The sequence below is a fragment of the Ruegeria discodermiae genome (assembly GCF_030758345.1).
Taxonomy (GTDB): Bacteria; Pseudomonadota; Alphaproteobacteria; order Rhodobacterales; family Rhodobacteraceae; genus Ruegeria_C.
Genome location: NZ_JAVAMO010000001.1, coordinates 46995 through 65538 on the forward strand (window position 1 = coordinate 46995; position 18544 = coordinate 65538).

Genomic DNA, 18544 nt, shown 5'->3' on the forward strand with positions numbered 1-18544 from the left:
GGAACTCATGGAAACCACAATCCTCTTTGCCCCGCTGGTGGGGGCCATCCTGTGCGGATTTGGCTGGAAGTTCATCGGCGAGAAGGCGGCGATGTGGACCGCGACAGGCCTGTTGTTCCTGGCCTGTATCCTCAGCTGGATCGTGTTCTTCAGCTTTGACGGGGTGACGCAGCAGATACCCGTCATGCGGTTTATCGAAAGCGGCTCGCTGTCCACCGAATGGGCGATCCGGCTGGACCGGCTGACGGCGATCATGCTGATCGTGGTGACGACGGTCTCGGCGCTCGTGCATCTTTATAGCTTTGGCTACATGGATCACGACCCGGCCTTCCGAGAAGGCGAAAGCTATAAGCCGCGTTTCTTTGCCTATCTCAGCTTCTTCACCTTCTCGATGTTGGCGCTGGTCACCTCTGACAACCTTGTGCAGATGTTCTTTGGCTGGGAGGGCGTGGGCGTCGCCTCTTACCTGTTGATCGGGTTCTATTACCGCAAACCCACCGCCAATGCGGCGGCGATCAAGGCGTTTGTGGTCAACCGGGTCGGTGATTTCGGCTTTGCGCTTGGTATCTTCGCGCTGTTCTTTCTGGTCGACAGCATCAATTTCTCCGATGTCTTTGTCTCCGGCCCGAAACTGGCCGAGACGCAGCTGACCTTCCTCTGGGGCGAATGGTCGGCGATCGAGGTGGTCTGCGTGCTGCTCTTCATCGGAGCGATGGGCAAATCGGCGCAGTTGATCCTGCACACGTGGCTTCCCGACGCGATGGAAGGCCCGACACCGGTGTCGGCCCTGATCCACGCGGCGACCATGGTGACGGCAGGCGTGTTCCTTGTCTGCCGCATGTCGCCGCTGATGGAGTTTGCGCCGAACGCAACCGCCTTCATCACCTTCCTCGGGGCGGCGACGGCGTTTTTTGCCGCCACGATTGGCCTGGTGCAAACCGACATCAAGCGTGTCATCGCCTATTCGACCTGTTCGCAGCTGGGCTACATGTTCGTGGCTGCAGGCGTCGGCATGTATTCGGCGGCGATGTTCCATCTGCTGACCCATGCCTTCTTCAAGGCGCTGCTGTTCCTTGGCGCGGGCTCGGTCATCCATGCCATGCATCATGAGCAGGACATGATGAACTATGGCGGGCTGCGCAAGAAGATCCCGTACACGTTCTGGGGTATGATGTTTGGCACGCTGGCGATCACCGGCGTGGGCATTCCGCTGACCGGCATCGGCTTTGCCGGCTTTCTGTCCAAGGATGCGATCATCGAAAGCTCCTGGGCCGGTGGGACCGGTTTTGCCTTCTGGTCCCTGGTCATCGCGGCGGCTTTCACGGCTTTCTATAGCTGGCGACTGATCTTCCTGACCTTCTATGGTGAGGCGAGGGGCAACAAGAAAACCCATGATCATGCCCATGAGAGCCCGATGACCATGCTGGTGCCGCTGGGCGTTCTGTCGCTCGGCGCGATCTTCTCGGGCATGCTCTGGTATGGATCGTTCTTCGGTCATGCCGATCAGGTCGGCAAGTTCTATGGCATTCCGGTGGCCGAGGCATCGGAACACGCCGAGGGTCACGCCGAGGAAACCCACGCCCAGCATGTTGCGGACGGTACAGCCGACGCGCATCACGGGGAGGATGCGGAGCACGCCGATGATGCGACCCATGCGGATGAAGCCCATGGCGACGCGGCGCATGGCGAGGATGGCCATGGCGATGATGCGCATGGCGGGGACCATCACTATGCCTTTGCCGGAGAGCCGGGGCAGGGCGCCATCTATATCGCGCCGGACAACCACGTGCTGGATGATGCCCATGCCGCGCCCAAATGGGTCAAGGTCTCGCCCTTCGTGGCGATGGCGGTCGGCTTCCTGTTGGCCTATCTCTTCTACATCGTGAACCCGTCGCTGCCGGGGCGGCTGGCCGAAAACCAGCGTCCGCTCTACCTGTTCCTGCTGAACAAGTGGTATTTCGACGAGATCTATGACGCGGTGTTCGTCAAGCCGACGCTGGCAATTGGCCGCTTCCTGTGGAAGCGCGGAGATGGCAATACCATTGATGGCTTCCTGAACGGGGTCGCGATGGGAGTTGTGCCCTTCTTCACCCGGCTCGCGGGCAAGGCGCAGTCCGGCTACATCTTCACCTATGCCTTCTACATGGTGCTGGGCATCGCCGCTCTGGTCACCTGGATGTCGATCGGCGGGGGGGCGCAGTAATGGACAATATCCTCTCCATCGTTCTCGTCATTCCGGCAATCGCCGCGCTGATCCTGCTGATCTTCCTGCGCGGAGAAGACGCCGCCGCGCAGCGCAATGCCAAGATGGTGGCGCTGTTTGCAACCACTATCACCTTCCTGGTCTCCATCGGCATCTATACCGGCTTTGATCCAGAAAATACCGGCTTCCAGATGGTGGAAGAACACGCCTGGCTGATGGGTTTGAAATACAAGGTGGGCGTCGATGGGATCAGCGTGCTCTTTGTGCTGCTGACCACCTTCATCATGCCGCTGACCATTCTGGCAAGCTGGGCCGTGACGGATCGAGTCAAGGAATACATGATCGCCTTCCTGCTGCTGGAAACGCTGATGCTGGGCGTGTTCATGGCGCTGGATTTGGTGCTGTTCTACCTGTTCTTCGAGGCGGGGCTGATCCCGATGTTCCTGATCATCGGGATCTGGGGCGGCAAGGAACGCATCTATGCCAGCTTCAAGTTCTTCCTCTATACTTTCCTCGGCTCGGTGCTGATGCTGGTGGCGATGGTGGCGATGTATGCGGATGCACAGACCACGGATATCGTCACGTTGATGGGGCATCAATTCTCGTCCGAGAGCTTCAGCGTGCTGGGTATCTATATCGTCGGTGGCATGCAGACGCTGATGTTCCTGGCCTTCTTTGCCAGCTTCGCGGTCAAGATGCCGATGTGGCCGGTCCATACCTGGTTGCCGGATGCGCACGTGCAGGCACCCACTGCAGGCTCGGTTGTTCTGGCCGCGATCCTGCTGAAAATGGGCGGCTATGGCTTCTTGCGGTTCTCCCTGCCGATGTTCCCGGTGGGGTCCGAGGTGATGACGCCGCTGGTCCTGTGGATGTCGGCCATTGCGGTGGTCTACACCTCGCTGGTCGCGCTGGTGCAGGAGGATATGAAAAAGCTGATCGCCTATTCCTCGGTCGCGCATATGGGCTTTGTGACTATGGGCATCTTTGCAGCGAACCAGCAGGGCGTTGATGGCGCGATCTTCCAGATGCTGAGCCACGGCTTCATCTCGGCGGCGCTCTTCCTTTGCGTCGGCGTGATCTATGACCGCATGCATACCCGAGATATCGAGGCTTATGGCGGTCTGGTGAACCGAATGCCCGCCTATGCGCTTGTCTTCATGCTGTTCACCATGGCGAATGTCGGCCTGCCGGGTACCTCCGGTTTCATCGGTGAATTCCTGACGCTGATGGGCGCCTTCCAGGTCAATACCTGGGTGACGGCCGTTGCGGCGACCGGGGTAATCTTCTCGGCGGCTTATGCGCTCTGGCTTTATCGCCGGGTGGTCTTTGGCGATCTGATCAAGGAGAGCCTGAAATCGATCCGCGACATGAACTCGCGCGAGCGGCTGATCTTTGCGCCGCTGATCGCTATGACGCTGCTGCTGGGGGTCTACCCGTCGCTGGTGACCGACGTGATCGGCCCATCGACCACGGCACTGATCTCGAACTATGACACGGCGCTGGCCGCGGCTGAGGCCGCCAACCAGTTTGCTGCGAACTGAGGAGGCCGGAGATGATCCAGGCTGATCTGACCGTAATCCTGCCCGAGATTGTGCTGGCCGTCTATGCGATGGCCGCGCTGATCGGGGCTGTCTATACCCGCAAGGACGCGCTCGGGCCGCTTCTGGTCTGGACAACCGCCGGTCTGATGGCGGCGCTGGCGATGTGGATTGCGGCCCAACCGAATGCCACGCAGGTGGCGTTCAACGGCATGTTCATCAATGATGGGTTCGCTCGCTTCGCCAAGGTTGCGGTGCTGCTCTCGGCGGCGGTGATCCTGGTGATGAGCCAGGACTACATGTCGCGCCGGGGCTTGTTGCGCTTCGAATACCCGCTGCTGATCGCGTTGGCCGCCGTTGGCATGATGATGATGGTCAGCGCCGGGGACCTCATGTCGCTCTATATGGGGCTGGAGCTGCAGTCGCTGTCGCTTTATGTGGTGGCCGCTCTGCGCCGGGATAGCGCGAAATCGACCGAGGCCGGTCTGAAATACTTCGTGCTGGGCGCGCTGAGCTCCGGTCTGCTGCTTTATGGCGCCTCGCTGGTCTATGGCTTTGCCGGAACCACGCTGTTCACCGGGATCATCCAGACGGCCACCCATGGCGAGATGTCGCTGGGCATGCTCTTTGGCCTGATCTTCCTGATCTCGGGTCTGGCCTTCAAAGTCTCCGCCGTGCCCTTCCACATGTGGACGCCGGACGTCTATGAGGGCTCTCCAACGCCGATCACCGCCTTTTTTGCCACCGCACCGAAAGTGGCGGCCATGGCGCTGTTTGCCCGTGTAATGCATGACGCTTTCGGCGGTGCCGTGAGCGATTGGCAGCAGGTCATTATTCTGATCTCAGTCCTGTCGATGTTCCTCGGCGCGATTGCCGCGATCGGGCAACGCAATATCAAGCGGCTGATGGCGTTTTCCTCGATCGCGCATATGGGCTACGGACTGATCGGCCTGGCCGCCGGGACCGAGATGGGCATCAAGGCGATGCTGATGTATCTGGCGATCTACGTGACGATGAATGTCGGCACCTTCGCCTTTATCCTGATGATGGAGCGCGATGGCCAGCCGGTGACTGATATCGACGCGTTACGCCAGTATTCGCGCCGCGAACCGGCCAAGGCGCTGGCGGTGCTGATCCTGATGTTCAGCCTTGCAGGCGTACCGCCGATGTTGGGCTTCTTCGCCAAATTCGGCGTTTGGCAGGCGGGTATTTCGGCAGACCTGTTCGGCCTTGTTATCGCTTCGGCCATCGCCTCGGTGATCGGTGCCTTCTATTACCTGCGCATCGTCTTCTACATGTATTTCGGGGCCGAGAACGAGGATCAGCTCGACACCAATTCCTCTCCCGTCCTGTGGGGCGCGCTGATGGCCTCGGCGGCGCTGATGATCGTCGGCGTTTTCTATCAGTTTGGCGTCGAAGGCGCGGCGGCAGCGGCGGCGGCAACCCTTGTCAACTGATCCCAGGTCACAACGGACAAGAGGGGCCCGGTTGCTGAACCGGGCCTTTTTGCCATGACCACCTGGCCAGAGGCCTATGGCAAGCGGGTACTGGACGAGATCGACAGCACCCTGAACGAGGCCGCGCGGATTGCGCCCGGGCTGACCGGGCCGGAATGGATTCTGGCCCTCCGCCAGACGGCTGCGCGGGGACGTCGCGGGCGCGCCTGGGCCAACCCTACCGGCAATCTGGCGGCGACCCTGGTGATGCGCCCCTTCGGCAGTGCGGAAAACGCGGCGCTGCGCAGCTTTGTTGCCGCGCTTGCGCTGTTTGATGCCTGCGTGGCAGTGACCGGCCGGGCAGACGGGCTGGCGCTGAAATGGCCCAATGACGTGTTGCTCAATGGCGGTAAGCTGGCGGGCATCCTGCTGGAAAGCGCGGGGCAGGGGCAGGGCGTCAACTATCTGGCCGTCGGCATCGGAGTGAACCTTGCCGAAGCGCCCGGCGCAGCGCAGGTCGAAGCGGGCGCTGTGCGTCCCGTCTCGCTCTTCTCCGAAACCGGCGCTTTGGTTGCGCCAGGGGATTTCCTGACCGAGTTGGCCGCCGCCTATGCAAGCTATGAGACGCAGTTTCAAACCTACGGGTTCGAGCCAATCCGAAAGGCCTGGCTGGCCCGCGCGGCACGGCTGGGCGAGGTGATCACTGCGCGAACCTCCACCAGCGAGACGGTTGGCACGTTCGAGACGGTGGACGGGCAGGGCAATCTTGTCCTATTGACCGCCAAAGGCCGCGTCAGCATACCCGCCGCCGATATCTATTTCTGAGGAGCCGACGCACATGCTACTGGCCATCGATTGCGGCAACACCAACACCGTGTTCTCGATCTGGGACGGGCAGGAGTTCCTGTGCACCCTGCGCACCTCGACCCATCATGCGCGCACGGCGGATGCCTATTTCACCTGGTATTCGACACTGGTGAAGCATTACGGGATCGATGTCGACATCACCGATGTGGTGATCTCGTCAACGGTGCCGCGCGTGGTGTTCAACCTGCGCGTCTTTGCCGATCGGTTCTTTGGCTGCCGCCCTCTGGTGGTGGGCAAACCCGACTGTCTGCTGCCCGCGCAGCCGCGCGTCGATGAGGGGACGCAGGTCGGCCCCGACCGGCTGGTCAATACCGCAGGTGCGTTTGACCGCCATGGCGGTGACCTGATCGTGGTGGATTTCGGTACCGCCACGACCTTTGACGTTGTGGCCCATGACGGAGCCTATGTGGGCGGCGTGATTTCACCGGGCGTTAACCTGAGCCTCGAAGCTTTGCACCTGGCAGCAGCCGCCTTGCCGCATGTGGATATCTCCAAGCCGCAAAAGGTGATCGGAACCAATACCGTGGAGTGCATTCAATCCGGCGTGTTCTGGGGCTATGTCGGGCTGGTGCGCGAGGTCTGCGACCGTATAAGGGGCGAATACGGCGCCCCGATGAAAATCGTCGCAACCGGCGGGCTGGCGCCTCTGTTCCAGCAATCCGCCCAGCTGTTTGACGCATTCGAAGATGATCTGACGATGCACGGGCTGACCGTGATTCATCGCTATAACAAGGAAAATGGCTCTCAATGAGCAGTGAACGTTTGATTTACCTGCCCCTCGGCGGGGCGGGCGAGATAGGCATGAACGCCTATGTGTATGGCTACGGAAAACCTGGCGAGGAACGGCTGATCCTGGTCGATCTGGGCGTGGCCTTTCCCGATATGGATACGACGCCGGGCGTTGATCTGATCTTTGCCGATCTCACCTGGCTGAAGGAGCGCGCCGACCAGTTGGAGGCGATTTTCGTCACCCACGCGCATGAAGACCATGTGGGCGCGGTCTCGCTCAACTATGCATCGCTGAACGTGCCGGTCTATGCCCGTGCTTTCACGGCCAATATCGCCCGACGCAAGATGGAGGAGCGCGGCCACGCGCCGGAAGCCGTGCGCACCGCCTCTCCCTGGCCCGAACAGATCGAGGCTGGACCGTTCAAGGTGGGCTTCCTGCCGGTGTCGCACTCGATCCCGGAAAGTGCGGGGCTGGTGATCGACACGCCCGGCGGCCGGATCGTGCATTCGGGTGACTTCAAGCTGGACACCGATCCGGTGGTGGGTGAGGCGTTTGACGCTGATCTGTGGGCCGATGTGGCGAAACCCGGGGTCAAGGCGCTGGTTTGCGACAGCACCAATGTGTTTTCATCCCATCCGGGCCGCTCCGAATCCGAGGTCGGGCCAGAGATCACCAAGCTGGTGGCCGGGGCCGAGGGTATGGTGGTTGCCACCACCTTCGCCTCGAACGTGGCACGGGTGAAGACGCTGGCCGAGGCGGGCGCGCGGGCAGGGCGGTCGGTCGTTCTGCTGGGCCGTGCCATGCGGCGGATGATCGAGGCGGCGGTCGAGACCGGCGTGCTCAGCGATTTTCCCAAGGTGATCAGCCCCGAAGAGGCACAGGATGTGCCGCGCGGCAACCTGATGTTGATCGTGACCGGCAGCCAGGGCGAGCGCCGCGCCGCCAGCGCGCAGCTGGCCCGCGGCAAGTATCGCGGGCTGTCACTGGCCGAGGGCGATCTGTTCCTGTTCTCGTCCAAGACCATTCCGGGCAACGAAAAAGGCGTGATCCGCATTATCAACCAGCTCAGCGAAATGGGTGTGGATGTGGTGGATGACAGTTCAGGCCTCTATCACGTTTCGGGCCATGCCAATCGCCCTGATCTTGAGCGGGTGCATCAGATCGTCGATCCGCAGATGGTGATCCCGATGCATGGCGAACACCGCCACCTGCGCGAACATGCCAAACTGGCCGAGCTCGGTGGCCGCGCCGGGATTGTCGCGGTCAACGGCATGATGCTGGACCTCAGCGGCAATGCGCCCAAGGTCGCCGATTATATCGAGACGGGCCGCACCTATCTGGATGGCAGCGTCCAGATTGGGGCGCTGGACGGTGTGGTGCGCGACCGTATCCGCATGGCGCTGAACGGCCATGTGATCGTGACCGCCATTCTCGACGAAGAGGATGAGCCGCTGGGCGAACCCTGGTGTGATACCAAGGGCCTGCCGGAAACCGGAAGCTCTCGCGCGGCGCTGATCGAGGTGCTGGAAGAGGATTTGAACCAGTTCCTGATGCGCGCCGACAAGAAGACTTTGCGCGACGATGACAAGCTGGAAGAGTCGTTGCGACGGATCACGCGCCAGTCCGCCCTGAACGAGATCGGTCGCAAACCCGAAGTGACGGTAGTGGTCAGCAGGATGCGCTGACCTTAATCACCGGTCATGGGGTGGCCGCGCAGGCGCAGGAACAGGCTCTGCTCGTCATCATTGCGGAAAAACGGGACCGAGGCTGGCGGGTTCAGATCCTGCGCCCGCTCGGTGATCTCGGCCAGCACCACCTCGGTGATGAAAGGCAGGTCGAAGGTTCGCACCTCGCTCAGCGGAATCCATTGCAGATGCGACAGCTCGTCCGAGGCGCGCGAGAAATCGTCGGGGTCGCCCATGATATGGGCCGCATCGATCAGAAAGAAGCGCGCGTCGAAGCGGCGCGGACGGCCCGGTGGGGTAATGGCGCGAAAGACAAATTGAAGGTTCTGCGCCTCGGGCAGATGCCCGGTTGCGGCGTACCCCTGCCAATCCTCGGGCACCGGTCCGTTCCAAGTGCCGGGCTGGCCCAGGATCAGTCCGGTTTCCTCCCACAGTTCCCGGATCGCAGCGACGGCAAGCGCGCTGCTGATATCTTCGGAAACGTCTTCGGCGAGCCGGTCCCGACACAGCGCGGGCAGCGGCGCGGCCAGCGCGATCTCACGATCGGCGGCATCCACGGCACCCCCGGGAAAAACGAACTTGTTGGGCATGAAGGCCGCCTTGGCCCCGCGTTGTCCCATCAATACCGATGGCACCGTTTCACGATCCCGCAAAACGATGACCGTCGCGGCGTTCCGGATTGCTGTCTTGTCTTCGCTCATGCCCCAGCCTGTTTCGAGGGGCTCAATCCGCCCGCCCGAAACCGTGCATGCGCCGCGCCCATTGATAGGCGACAACCGCGCCCTTCAGTCTGGGCAGAAGGTAAAGCGAGAGCGCTAGGCAACCAACCGCAAAAATCAGAAACAGGGTCAGAGGCTCGGGCCGCCAGTGCACAAAGGCCACGTGCAGCGTCGGAGCCATCAGGTGGCCGACCAGAAGAATCGTCAGATAGGCAGGGCCATCATCGGCACGGTGATGAAAGAACTCCTGACCACATTCTCCGCACGCGTCATTCACCTTGAGATAGTTGAACAGCAGAGGCCCCTTGCCACAGCGCGGACATTTGCGCCGGAACCCCCTGGCCAGCGCAGGCCAGGTCGGGCGGTCTGAGATGGGTTGGGTCGCTTCAATGGCTTGATCGGTCATGGTGCCCTCAATGCAAATCACCCGCTCTTTTGCCCTGAATCGGCGCGGCAGAATAGGGCGCGCATTGCTCTTGCGTCCCCATGTCGCAAAAGGTGACAGGTGCAGGCATCTTAGCATGTTCGCATGGACTTTGAAAAAACTTTGCCCCTATCGCGACGGATTCCTGATTGGCCCGCGTTTGACCTGCATGATCGGCGGCAGGGGGCCGCCGCACAAGAAAAGGAAGACCAAGATGAAACATGCAGGCTTTATCGGCGGAGTTGTGGTTCTGGCGACGGCAATTGCAGCAGGCAGTGCGATGGCCAAGGGGCCGGGCAAGGGCGTCGCCTTCGAGGTGCTGGATGCTGACGGCGACGGTCAGGTCACTATCGAAGAAGTGCAGGCCTGGCAGGAGCAGCGTTTCACTTCCGTCGACACCGATGGCAGCGGCACGCTGAGCCTGGAAGAGCTGCAGGCGTCTGGTCAGGCGCGTGCCACCGAAAAGGCGAGCAGCCGGATCGAGAAATACGACGCCAATAGCGACGGCTCGATCAGCCTCGAAGAAATGCAGGCAGCCGGTCACGCCAAAGCCAATGAAAAAGCGGCAAAGATGCTTGAACGTCGCGACGCCAACGGTGATGGTCAGCTGAGCCAGGACGAAATGCCCAAACGGCGCGATCCGTCCAAGATGTTCGATCGGATGGACGCCAATGATGACGGTTCCATCTCGCAACAGGAATTTGCGGATGCGAGCCAGAAGATGGGCAAGAAACGCGGCAAGCACAAGCACGGTGACGCGCAACAGAACTGATCCGTGTGAAAGACCTGCCGGTGATATCTTCGGCCAGGCCCGGTGACAGTGCGAGTGTGACCGGGCTCAGCGACGATACCCTGCTTGTCATGTTCGCCCGGGGCGACAGGCAGGCTGCGGCCGAGCTGACCGACCGGCTCGGCCCCCGGACCTATGCGGTGGCTTTGCGGGTGCTGGGCAACCGGGCCGAGGCGGAGGATGTCGCGCAAGAGGCGATGATCCGTCTCTGGCGTTTGTCCCCGGACTGGCAGCGGGGGCAGGCCAAGGTTTCGACCTGGCTCTACCGGGTGACGCTGAACCTGTGCTTCGACATCAAACGGCGCAAGAAACCGCTGGATATCGACGCGGTGCCGGAACCCGAAGACAGCGCACCGGGCCCGGCGGAGCGGTTGCAGGATGCGGCGCGTCATGACGCCTTGCAGGGCGCGCTGATGCAACTGCCCGACCGCCAGCGCGAGGCGGTGGTGCTGCGCCACATTGAAGAACTGTCAAACCCCGAGATTGCGGGGATCTTGGACATCAGCGTCGAAGCGGTCGAAAGTCTGACCGCCCGGGGCAAAAGAGCACTAGCCAAGGCCTTGGCCGACCGGCGTGCGGAATTGGGATATGGCGATGACTGAGACTGACAAGGATCTGGAGGCACTGTTCGCCGCAGCGCGCGACACGCGGGATGACATGCCCGAGGGTCTGGCCGCGCGGATGATGGCGGATGCCGACCGCATTCAGCAGGACCAACTGACGCTGGTCGCACCGGTCCGGTCGCGCCCTGGTCTCTGGGATCAGTTGCAATCCCTGCTTGGCGGTTGGGCCGGGATGGGGGGGCTTGTTGCGGCAAGCGCGGCTGGGGTCTGGATCGGTCTGGCGCCGCCGGAGTTTCTGCCGGACCCTGCCGGGCTGGTGTTCCAGCAGGAAGAGGATCTGGAGCTGTTCCAGAGCTTCGCCTTCAATGATGTCACGCTGGAGGAAGGGTAAATGGCGGAAACCGTTTACAGAACCCGGACCTGGGTCAAACTGCTGCTGGGGGTCTCGCTGGCGCTGAACCTGGCGGTTGCGGGGCTGGCCGTGGGGGCGATGCTGCGCTTTGGTGGCGATGATCACAAACGGCCGATGCCGAAAACGGTGGGCTCCACGCTCTACCGCGCCTTGCCGGATGAGGACCGCAAGGCGCTGCGCACGCAGACCCGCGATATTCATAAGGCCCGGCGCGGCGCGAAAGAGGGTGATCTCAAGGCGGTGATCGCCGTGCTGGACGCAGAGCCCTTTGACCCCCAGGCGCTAAGGGATGTGATCGGCAAACAGGCCAAAGCCCGTAACGCGGTTTTCATGGAAATGCAGACCGCCTGGATCGAGCAGGTTCTGACAATGGATGACGTCGAGCGTCAGGCCTACGCCGACAGGCTGGAAGAGCTGGCACAGCGCAAACGCAACAAGGGCGGCAAGAAGTAACCTCAGGCCGCTTGCTGTAGCATGTAGCAGTTGCGGCCGGCATGTTTGGCGTCATAAAGCGCCTTGTCGGCCTGCGCGATCAGGTGTTCGATATCGCTCTGACCCGATGCCGCGTTTTCCGGCTCGCCGACCACAACACCGATGCTGGCCGTGACATGGATGGGGGTGGTCCCCGCACCCAGTTTAAAGGGCTGCCCGTTGATTTCCCGGCACAGGCGCGCTGCCACCCGGTCCGCATCTTCGCGCGGCGTATTGGGCAGGGCGACCATGAACTCTTCACCACCGATCCGGGCGATCAGGTCCTGCGCGCGCAGGTTGCCGCGCAGGCGGCGTGCGGTTTCGATCAGCACCGCATCCCCCGCCGCATGCCCATAGGTGTCGTTGATCGACTTGAAGTGATCGAGATCGACCATCATCACCGCAAATCCTGCATCCGGCGTCTTGGGCCCGCGCAGCAACCGGCCTAGAGCGGGCAGGGCATAGCGCCGGTTATACAGCCCGGTCATCGAATCGCGGGTTGCTGCCCTTAGCCCCGCTTGCACGCTGTCGCGGTAGCGGTCGGCTCGGGCCTTGCGCCGCAACAGGGTTTCAAGCCGCAGCGCAACCTCTCGGGCGCAGAACCCGCCCACCACCACGTCATCGGCCCCCAGATCGAGCGCCGTTGCCGCACGCTGGGTGCTGGGCAGTTTGGGTACCGCGATCACGGCGGCGTTGCGGGTCAACCCGCGGGCGCGCAGATCGGCCAGCAGTCGCAGGCCCGCCGCGCCTTCGGACAATTCCACGATCAGCGCATCCGGCGCGCCCTGATCGGGCAGGCCGTGCAGCCCATTGCAGGTGGCCAGATCCAGCCGGTGGCCCACCTGCTCGCGCAGTTGCGTGCGCCAGACCGCGCCGGTGCCGCAGCTCTGCGCGATCACAGCAACCGATGCGGTCCGCTCTGCCGGGGCAAAGGGGCTGGACGCCTCGTCAAACCCCACCGCTTGCGAGGCGGATTGACGCTGCAGCTCACCCAGATTGCCGTGGATGCGGATTAGGCTGCGGATACGCGCCAGCAGAATCACGTCATTGCAGGGCTGGCACAGCACGTCGTGAATGCCTGCCGCCAGCGCCCGCAGCTTTGCGCCGCGATCGTTTTGGCGCGCGATGGCGATCATCGGGATATTGGCCGTCGCGGTTTCGCCCTGCAGCATCCGGTGTAGCCCTAGCGCGTCGCCATCGGGCAGATCCATCGCCGAGATGATCAGATCGGGGCGGGTGCGGTGGATCAGCGCCATCACCCCCTCAAGGGTTGCTGCTTGCACCACATGATACCAAGCGGCCGACAGCTGAACCTTCAGCATGATCCTGTTGGTGGACACGCCATCCAGTATCAAAATCGTTCCCTGCATCGAAGCATCCTATCGACTAGTGCTTTTCATTCCTCCCGATATGTTTAAGAAACTGGTTAAGAATCCCTTTCCGCCGCTGCAAAGACCCGAGGTTTCATGTCCTTTTCCTCCGCTACCGCTGAAACGCTGGCCCTGCGCGCGTTGGCCTGGCTGGTCGGAAATGATGAATTGCTGCCGGTCTTTCTGGGCTCGACCGGCGCGGATGAGGCGCAACTGCGCGCACATGCTGGCGACCCGGAGTTTCTGCTCTCGGTGCTGGATTTCCTGATGATGGATGACGCCTGGATCGTCGCCTTCTGTGATGCCTGCGCCGTGCCTTATGACCAGCCTATGCAGGCCCGCGCCGCCCTTGCGGGCGAGGCCGGAATGCACTGGACCTGACTGCCAAACCAAACGGAGTTCTTCATGCAGATCGATGCCATCCTGTTTGACAAGGACGGAACCCTGTTCGACTTCGCTGCCACCTGGGAGGCATTCGCCCGCGCTCTCATGATGAAACTGGCAGAGGGGGACATCACGCGCGCAGCGCAGCTGGGCGAGGTGATCGGGTTCGATTTGCATGCTGGTCGCTATCACCCCGACAGTATCGTGATCGCCGGAACGCCCGCCGAGATTGTCGAGGTTCTCGCGCCCTGGGTGCCCGGCATGACCAAGCCAGCCCTGATCGACATGCTGAACCACGAGGCATCGCAGGCCCCACAGGCCGAGGCGGTGCCGTTGGGCCCATTTCTGGATCATCTGCGTGGCCATGGCTTGAAGCTGGGTGTCGCCACCAACGACGCCGAGGCCCCCGCGCGCGTGCATCTGGGCGGAGCCGGGGTGCAGGACAGGTTTGATTTCATTGCCGGGTCCGACAGCGGCCACGGGGCCAAGCCCGGCCCCGGTCAGTTGCTGGCCTTTGCCGCCCATGTTGGGGTCGCGCCCGAACATGTCGCCATGGTGGGCGACAGCACCCATGACCTGTTGGCTGGCCGTGCCGCCGGGATGCGAACCGTGGCTGTGCTGACCGGCATGGCCCCTGCAGATGAGCTCGCCCCCCATGCCGATGTGGTTCTGGCGCATATTGGCGAGATTCCGGCTTGGCTGGGGCTATAGCCCATTCAAACTCACGAAACCGCCTGTCGAGGATTGAAAAGCGACGTTTCAGGTCGCGGATAGAGCGGCGGCGCGCGGCGCATCTGAGGCTTCCTCGAAGGAAGCGAAGGGAGATGTGCCATGAACCAGAGCGCCACACGCAGGAAAAGAGGCGGCGGGCGCGCCGGAGCCGCCGCACGGCGGGGATCGGCGGTCATCGATCAGATGCCCTGGCGCATCCCCGTCAATATCGACCGCCCCATCGAACCGCTGAGCCCCGAGGGCGTGCAGGCTATTCACGAAGGCGCGATGCGCATCCTCGAAGAGATCGGCATCGTGTTCCTCAACGAAGAGGCGCTGGGCATTCTGCGCGAGGCCGGATGCTCGGTCGAGGGCGAGGTGGTGCGGATGGGGCGCGATTTCGTCATGGAGATGATCGGCAAAGCCCCCAGTCAGTTCACCCTCACGCCGCGTAACCCCGACCATCAATTGACGGTGGGAGGCAACAATATCCTGTTCGGCAATGTGTCATCGCCGCCGAATTACTGGGATATGGAGATCGGCAAGAAGGTCTCGGGCAATCGCGAACAATGCCGGAACCTGCTGAAACTGACGCAATATTTCAATTGTATCCATTTTGCGGGCGGCTATCCGGTGGAACCGGTCGATATCCACGCCTCAGTGCGGCATCTGGATGTGCTCTATGACAAGCTGACGCTCAGCGACAAGGTGATGCACGCCTATTCCCTGGGCAAGGAGCGCGTCGAGGACGTGATGGAGTTGGTACGTATCGCGGGCGGGTTGAGCCACGAGGAATTCGAAGCCACGCCGCGGATGTACACCAATATCAACTCCACCTCGCCGCTCAAGCACGACCACCCGATGATCGACGGCTGCCTGCGGCTGGCGCGCAGGGGCCAGGTGATTGTGGTGACACCCTTCACGCTGGCCGGGGCGATGGCACCGGTGACCATGGCGGGCGCGGTGGCGCAATCGCTGGCCGAGGCGCTTTGTGCGATCGCGCTCTTCCAATATGTGAAGCCGGGAATTCCCTGTGTTATCGGGACCTTCACGTCCAATGTTGACATGAAGTCGGGAGCGCCCGCCTTTGGCACGCCGGAATATATGCGCTCGACCCAGATGACCGGGCAGATGGCGCGTTTCTATGGCTTGCCGATGCGCTCCTCGGGCGTGTGCGCGGCGAATGTGCCCGATGGTCAGGCGATGTGGGAAACCTCGAATTCGCTCTGGGCGGCGGTGCAGTCGGGGACCAACATGGTCTACCACGCGGCCGGATGGCTGGAAGGCGGGTTGATCGCCAGCCCCGAGAAATTCATCATGGACTGCGAGATTTTGCAGCATATTCAGCGGTATATGGAGCCTTCTGTTACTGCAACAACGCCCCAGGATATCGCGCTGGATGCGATCAGCGAGGTTGGCAATGACGGCCACTTCTTTGGCATCCAGCACACGCAAGACCGCTATACGACAGCCTTTTACCAGCCTTATCTGAGCGACTGGCGCAATTTCGAAGCTTGGGAAGAGGCGGGCGGCATCTGGACGGCGGAACGAGCCCATCACATGTTCAAAGAAATCATCGGCGCGTTCGAGGCCCCGCCGATGGATGCGGGCATCCGCGACGAATTGGCGGATTTTGTTGCGCGCCGAAAGGCCGAAGGTGGTGCGCCCACGGACTTCTGATCCGGATATTTTTCCTCCGCACCCTGTCGCGTTGGCACTTTCTTAATCCTTTCGGCGCGACACTGTGTTGACGCAGATTAGGGTGAGGTCATGCATGGGCTGATAAATAGGGCGATCCAGTCTTTCGTTTGCCACAATTACGGTCGTGAATGCTGGCTCCGGGTGACCGAAGCCGCCGAGCTTGGGTTCGTCGAATTCGAACCGATGCTGGTTTATGAAAACGAGACCACCGACAGGGTGCTGGTCGAAATTGTGCGCGATCTTGGCCGCAACCGGCGCGATCTGCTGGAGGATCTGGGGACCTATCTGGTCTCGAACCCCAATACCGAATCCCTGCGGCGGCTGTTGCGATTCGGAGGGGTGACCTATGTGGAATTCCTGCACTCGCTGGATGATCTGCCCGATCGGGCCCGCATGGCGGTGTCCGACCTGACCTTGCCCGCGCTGGAATTGCGGGAATATGCCCATGGCCATTACACGCTGACCTGCCAGCCGGGCTTGCCGGGCTATGCCGATGTGATGACCGGTGTGTTGCGGGCCATGGCGGATGATTACGGCGCGCTGGCGATTCTCGACCACAAGGGCGCCACCGGCAGTGCCGAAATCATCGAGATCACCCTGATCGAAAGCTCCTTCGCCGAAGGGCGCAGTTTCGAATTGGGGGCGCGCGCGGGATGACCGGGGAAGAGCTTGCAGACATGCTGGACCGGCTATGCCCCATGCATTTGATGCTGAACGCCACGGGCCATGTGGTCGAGGCTGGCGGCACAATCCGCAAGCTGCGCCCGGATCGCGGCGTGGTAGGTGCGCGCTTTCTGGACCTGTTCGAGGTTTTGCGCCCACGCCGCATCATGTCGATGGAGGAGTTGCTAGAGGCGCCTGACGGGCGGCTGCACCTGCGCTTTCGCGACAGCCCGCAAACCTCGTTCAAGGCAAGCCTCGCGCCCCTGGGGGACGGGGCGGTGGTGAACATGTCCTTTGGTATTTCGCTGTTGGATGCGGTGGGACAATACGGGCTCAGCGCCGCCGATTTCGCGCATACGGACCTGGCGATCGAACTACTCTATCTGATTGAGGCCAAATCCGCCGCGATGAAGGCATCACGCAATCTCAATGTCCGGCTTCAGGGGGCCAAGATCGCAGCCGAGGAACAGGCGTTCACCGATACGCTCACCGGGTTGAAGAATCGCCGCGCGCTGGACCTGATCCTGCAGCGCTATCTGGCCGCGTCCGTGCCCTTTGCGCTGATGCATGTGGATCTGGATCATTTCAAGGCCGTGAACGATACGCTGGGCCATGCAGCGGGCGACCACGTATTGCAAGAAGTTGCGCGCATCATGGTAGATGTGACCCGCAGCGACGATACGGTGGCGCGGGTCGGGGGGGATGAGTTCGTGATCGTCTTTCCCAAGCTGCGCGACCGCAAACAACTGGACGCGATTGCCAAGCGGTTGATTGAACGTCTGGAAACCCCGATCGGCTATAACGGCGAGGAATGCCGCATCTCTGGTAGCATGGGCACCGTGCTGTCCGATCAGCAGGCGGGGGGTGAGGCGGGCGAGCTGCTGCATGCGGCCGATCTTGCGCTTTATGCCGCCAAACATGGGGGCCGTGCGGGGCATCGCTTCTTTGATCCCTCCATGACTGCACCGCCTGCCATCACCAGCGCCGATCCGAGGGGCCGGATGAACTGAGCCTGCATGAAGCCGCCGCCGGACCGGCGGAAACCCACAACCCCACGGAGACGTGCAAAGACTGGGGCTTGCGGCCCGCAAAGCCTGCGTCATAAACTCGCCCAAAGTGGTTAGGAGGCGGAGCCGATCAGACAAGGGACGGACGCCTGGGTGATTATGCGGTTTCTCGTTGCGGCTTTCGCAGTAGTGCTTGTCGCCCTGATCGGTGCCTCTGCCGCGTTGCTTTTGCAATCCTGTGGCGTGCGCCTGCCGTTCACGGATCGCGTCCTTTCATTCTGCGAAGACCCCAAGGCCGAGCGGCTGCGGGCCGATCTGGCCCAGAGCGATGTCACCAATGCCGATCTGGTGGCGCGGATGAATCAGCTGGAAAGCGAGCTGGCGCTTTATCACTGCAAGGCTGATCCGCCGCCGCCCCCTCCGCCACCACCACCCCCTCCGCCACCGCCGCCGCCGAAACCTCAGACCCCCAGCGGGCTGGACCCGGATGCGTTCGACGATGATGATATCTCGGTGATGGAAGGCTGCTGGGAACTGTCCTCGGATTATGCCGTGCGTGAAATCAACACCGGCAAGATCGAGCGATTCCGCTACTGGCGCATCTGTTTCGATCGCAATGGCAATGGCACGCAGGTGATGCGCTCGACCGGGGGCATTCGCTGCGAGGGGCGCCTGTCGGGGCAGTTGCCGGGCAATGGCCGCCTGACCATGCGCGAACCGGGCAACCTGCAATGTGACAATGGCTCGTCCATTTTCCGCCGCGATATCAATTGCAGTATCGACAATCGCGGCAACGCCAATTGCGACACGTATCAACCGGAAACCAACGGCCGCAGTTCCGCGACACTGCGGCGGGCGCGGAGGTAACCT

The 18544-nt window shown here is 62.0% G+C and carries 19 protein-coding genes; 16 read left to right on the top strand and 3 right to left on the bottom strand.

The annotated features are described in order from the left end of the window. Positions 1–7: 7 nt before the first annotated feature. The 6 genes from nuoL to Q5Y75_RS00315 are packed head-to-tail and all read left to right on the top strand — an operon-like array spanning position 8 to position 8459. Complete coding sequence (nuoL, locus tag Q5Y75_RS00290) at positions 8–2203, top strand: NADH-quinone oxidoreductase subunit L (protein ID WP_306193351.1); 2196 nt, start codon at positions 8–10, stop codon at positions 2201–2203. Beyond that, positions 2203–3744 (top strand): NADH-quinone oxidoreductase subunit M, encoded by a 1542-nt coding sequence (locus Q5Y75_RS00295; RefSeq protein WP_306193352.1) that lies wholly within the window; start codon positions 2203–2205, stop codon positions 3742–3744. The genes nuoL and Q5Y75_RS00295 overlap by 1 nt, the downstream gene beginning before the upstream one ends. Before the next feature lie 11 nt (positions 3745–3755). Continuing rightward, positions 3756–5198 carry an NADH-quinone oxidoreductase subunit NuoN gene (gene nuoN / locus Q5Y75_RS00300; protein ID WP_306193353.1) on the top strand — a complete coding sequence of 481 codons (1443 nt, stop codon included), beginning with the start codon at positions 3756–3758 and terminating at the stop codon, positions 5196–5198. A gap of 54 nt (positions 5199–5252) precedes the next feature. Beyond that, positions 5253–6002 carry a biotin--[acetyl-CoA-carboxylase] ligase gene (locus tag Q5Y75_RS00305; RefSeq protein ID WP_306193354.1) on the top strand — a complete coding sequence of 250 codons (750 nt, stop codon included), beginning with the start codon at positions 5253–5255 and terminating at the stop codon, positions 6000–6002. A 13-nt stretch (positions 6003–6015) separates the two neighbouring features. Continuing rightward, positions 6016–6795, top strand: coding sequence for a type III pantothenate kinase (locus tag Q5Y75_RS00310; protein WP_306193355.1), 780 nt, complete (start codon positions 6016–6018; stop codon positions 6793–6795). Next, entirely contained in the window at positions 6792–8459 is a 1668-nt protein-coding gene (locus tag Q5Y75_RS00315; protein WP_306193356.1) for a ribonuclease J, read from the top strand. The genes Q5Y75_RS00310 and Q5Y75_RS00315 overlap by 4 nt, the downstream gene beginning before the upstream one ends. Positions 8460–8461: 2 nt before the next feature. On the opposite strand, the gene Q5Y75_RS00320 is transcribed toward Q5Y75_RS00315, so the two are convergent. Together Q5Y75_RS00320 and Q5Y75_RS00325 are read right to left on the bottom strand one after the other, a co-directional pair. Further along, entirely contained in the window at positions 8462–9160 is a 699-nt protein-coding gene (locus tag Q5Y75_RS00320) for an NUDIX hydrolase (RefSeq protein WP_306193357.1), read from the bottom strand. Between the two features lie 22 nt (positions 9161–9182). Further along, a complete protein-coding gene (locus Q5Y75_RS00325) occupies positions 9183–9584 on the bottom strand; it encodes a DUF983 domain-containing protein (RefSeq protein WP_306193358.1) in 402 nt (133 codons plus the stop codon). A gap of 232 nt (positions 9585–9816) precedes the next feature. Between Q5Y75_RS00325 and Q5Y75_RS00330 the strand changes: the two genes are divergently transcribed. From Q5Y75_RS00330 to Q5Y75_RS00345, 4 genes are read left to right on the top strand one after another with little or no spacing between them, the layout of a single operon-like run. Next, a complete protein-coding gene (locus tag Q5Y75_RS00330) occupies positions 9817–10374 on the top strand; it encodes an EF-hand domain-containing protein (protein WP_306193359.1) in 558 nt (185 codons plus the stop codon). A 14-nt stretch (positions 10375–10388) separates the two neighbouring features. Further along, positions 10389–10994 (top strand): RNA polymerase sigma factor, encoded by a 606-nt coding sequence (locus Q5Y75_RS00335; RefSeq protein ID WP_371933229.1) that lies wholly within the window; start codon positions 10389–10391, stop codon positions 10992–10994. Beyond that, a complete protein-coding gene (locus tag Q5Y75_RS00340; protein WP_306193360.1) occupies positions 10987–11346 on the top strand; it encodes a hypothetical protein in 360 nt (119 codons plus the stop codon). Before Q5Y75_RS00335 ends, Q5Y75_RS00340 begins: the two co-directional genes overlap by 8 nt. Beyond that, the gene (locus tag Q5Y75_RS00345; protein ID WP_306193361.1) at positions 11347–11820 is read left to right on the top strand and encodes a periplasmic heavy metal sensor; all 474 of its coding nucleotides are present in this window, start codon (positions 11347–11349) and stop codon (positions 11818–11820) included. Positions 11821–11822: 2 nt separating this feature from the next. On the opposite strand, the gene Q5Y75_RS00350 is transcribed toward Q5Y75_RS00345, so the two are convergent. Beyond that, a complete protein-coding gene (locus Q5Y75_RS00350) occupies positions 11823–13208 on the bottom strand; it encodes a diguanylate cyclase (protein WP_306193362.1) in 1386 nt (461 codons plus the stop codon). Positions 13209–13304: 96 nt separating this feature from the next. On the opposite strand from Q5Y75_RS00350, the gene Q5Y75_RS00355 reads away from it, so the two are divergent. From Q5Y75_RS00355 to Q5Y75_RS00380, 6 genes are all read left to right on the top strand, one after another. Next, positions 13305–13589: a DUF3572 domain-containing protein gene (locus Q5Y75_RS00355; RefSeq protein WP_306193363.1), complete on the top strand. Its 285-nt coding sequence runs from the start codon at positions 13305–13307 to the stop codon at positions 13587–13589. 24 nt (positions 13590–13613) lie between these two features. Continuing rightward, positions 13614–14303 carry an HAD family hydrolase gene (locus Q5Y75_RS00360; RefSeq protein ID WP_306193364.1) on the top strand — a complete coding sequence of 230 codons (690 nt, stop codon included), beginning with the start codon at positions 13614–13616 and terminating at the stop codon, positions 14301–14303. 120 nt (positions 14304–14423) lie between these two features. Beyond that, complete coding sequence (locus Q5Y75_RS00365; RefSeq protein ID WP_306193365.1) at positions 14424–15983, top strand: trimethylamine methyltransferase family protein; 1560 nt, start codon at positions 14424–14426, stop codon at positions 15981–15983. 90 nt (positions 15984–16073) lie between these two features. Beyond that, on the top strand, positions 16074–16661 hold the full coding sequence (locus Q5Y75_RS00370) for a heme NO-binding domain-containing protein (RefSeq protein WP_306193366.1): 588 nt from the start codon (positions 16074–16076) through the stop codon (positions 16659–16661). Beyond that, positions 16658–17677 (top strand): diguanylate cyclase domain-containing protein, encoded by a 1020-nt coding sequence (locus Q5Y75_RS00375; protein ID WP_306193367.1) that lies wholly within the window; start codon positions 16658–16660, stop codon positions 17675–17677. The genes Q5Y75_RS00370 and Q5Y75_RS00375 overlap by 4 nt, the downstream gene beginning before the upstream one ends. A gap of 156 nt (positions 17678–17833) precedes the next feature. Then, a complete protein-coding gene (locus Q5Y75_RS00380) occupies positions 17834–18541 on the top strand; it encodes a hypothetical protein (RefSeq protein ID WP_306193368.1) in 708 nt (235 codons plus the stop codon). Positions 18542–18544: the final 3 nt, after the last annotated feature.

Coding starts and splice junctions, on each gene's coding strand:
- nuoL (WP_306193351.1), top strand. CDS start 8: ATGGAAACCACAATCCTCTTTGCCCCGCTGGTGGGGGCCATCCTGTGC.
- Q5Y75_RS00310 (WP_306193355.1), top strand. CDS start 6,016: ATGCTACTGGCCATCGATTGCGGCAACACCAACACCGTGTTCTCGATC.
- Q5Y75_RS00375 (WP_306193367.1), top strand. CDS start 16,658: ATGACCGGGGAAGAGCTTGCAGACATGCTGGACCGGCTATGCCCCATG.
- Q5Y75_RS00365 (WP_306193365.1), top strand. CDS start 14,424: ATGAACCAGAGCGCCACACGCAGGAAAAGAGGCGGCGGGCGCGCCGGA.
- Q5Y75_RS00295 (WP_306193352.1), top strand. CDS start 2,203: ATGGACAATATCCTCTCCATCGTTCTCGTCATTCCGGCAATCGCCGCG.
- Q5Y75_RS00355 (WP_306193363.1), top strand. CDS start 13,305: ATGTCCTTTTCCTCCGCTACCGCTGAAACGCTGGCCCTGCGCGCGTTG.
- Q5Y75_RS00340 (WP_306193360.1), top strand. CDS start 10,987: ATGACTGAGACTGACAAGGATCTGGAGGCACTGTTCGCCGCAGCGCGC.
- Q5Y75_RS00350 (WP_306193362.1), bottom strand. CDS start 13,208: ATGCAGGGAACGATTTTGATACTGGATGGCGTGTCCACCAACAGGATC.
- Q5Y75_RS00315 (WP_306193356.1), top strand. CDS start 6,792: ATGAGCAGTGAACGTTTGATTTACCTGCCCCTCGGCGGGGCGGGCGAG.
- Q5Y75_RS00330 (WP_306193359.1), top strand. CDS start 9,817: ATGAAACATGCAGGCTTTATCGGCGGAGTTGTGGTTCTGGCGACGGCA.
- Q5Y75_RS00370 (WP_306193366.1), top strand. CDS start 16,074: ATGCATGGGCTGATAAATAGGGCGATCCAGTCTTTCGTTTGCCACAAT.
- Q5Y75_RS00360 (WP_306193364.1), top strand. CDS start 13,614: ATGCAGATCGATGCCATCCTGTTTGACAAGGACGGAACCCTGTTCGAC.
- Q5Y75_RS00380 (WP_306193368.1), top strand. CDS start 17,834: ATGCGGTTTCTCGTTGCGGCTTTCGCAGTAGTGCTTGTCGCCCTGATC.
- Q5Y75_RS00345 (WP_306193361.1), top strand. CDS start 11,347: ATGGCGGAAACCGTTTACAGAACCCGGACCTGGGTCAAACTGCTGCTG.
- Q5Y75_RS00305 (WP_306193354.1), top strand. CDS start 5,253: ATGACCACCTGGCCAGAGGCCTATGGCAAGCGGGTACTGGACGAGATC.
- Q5Y75_RS00320 (WP_306193357.1), bottom strand. CDS start 9,160: ATGAGCGAAGACAAGACAGCAATCCGGAACGCCGCGACGGTCATCGTT.
- Q5Y75_RS00325 (WP_306193358.1), bottom strand. CDS start 9,584: ATGACCGATCAAGCCATTGAAGCGACCCAACCCATCTCAGACCGCCCG.
- nuoN (WP_306193353.1), top strand. CDS start 3,756: ATGATCCAGGCTGATCTGACCGTAATCCTGCCCGAGATTGTGCTGGCC.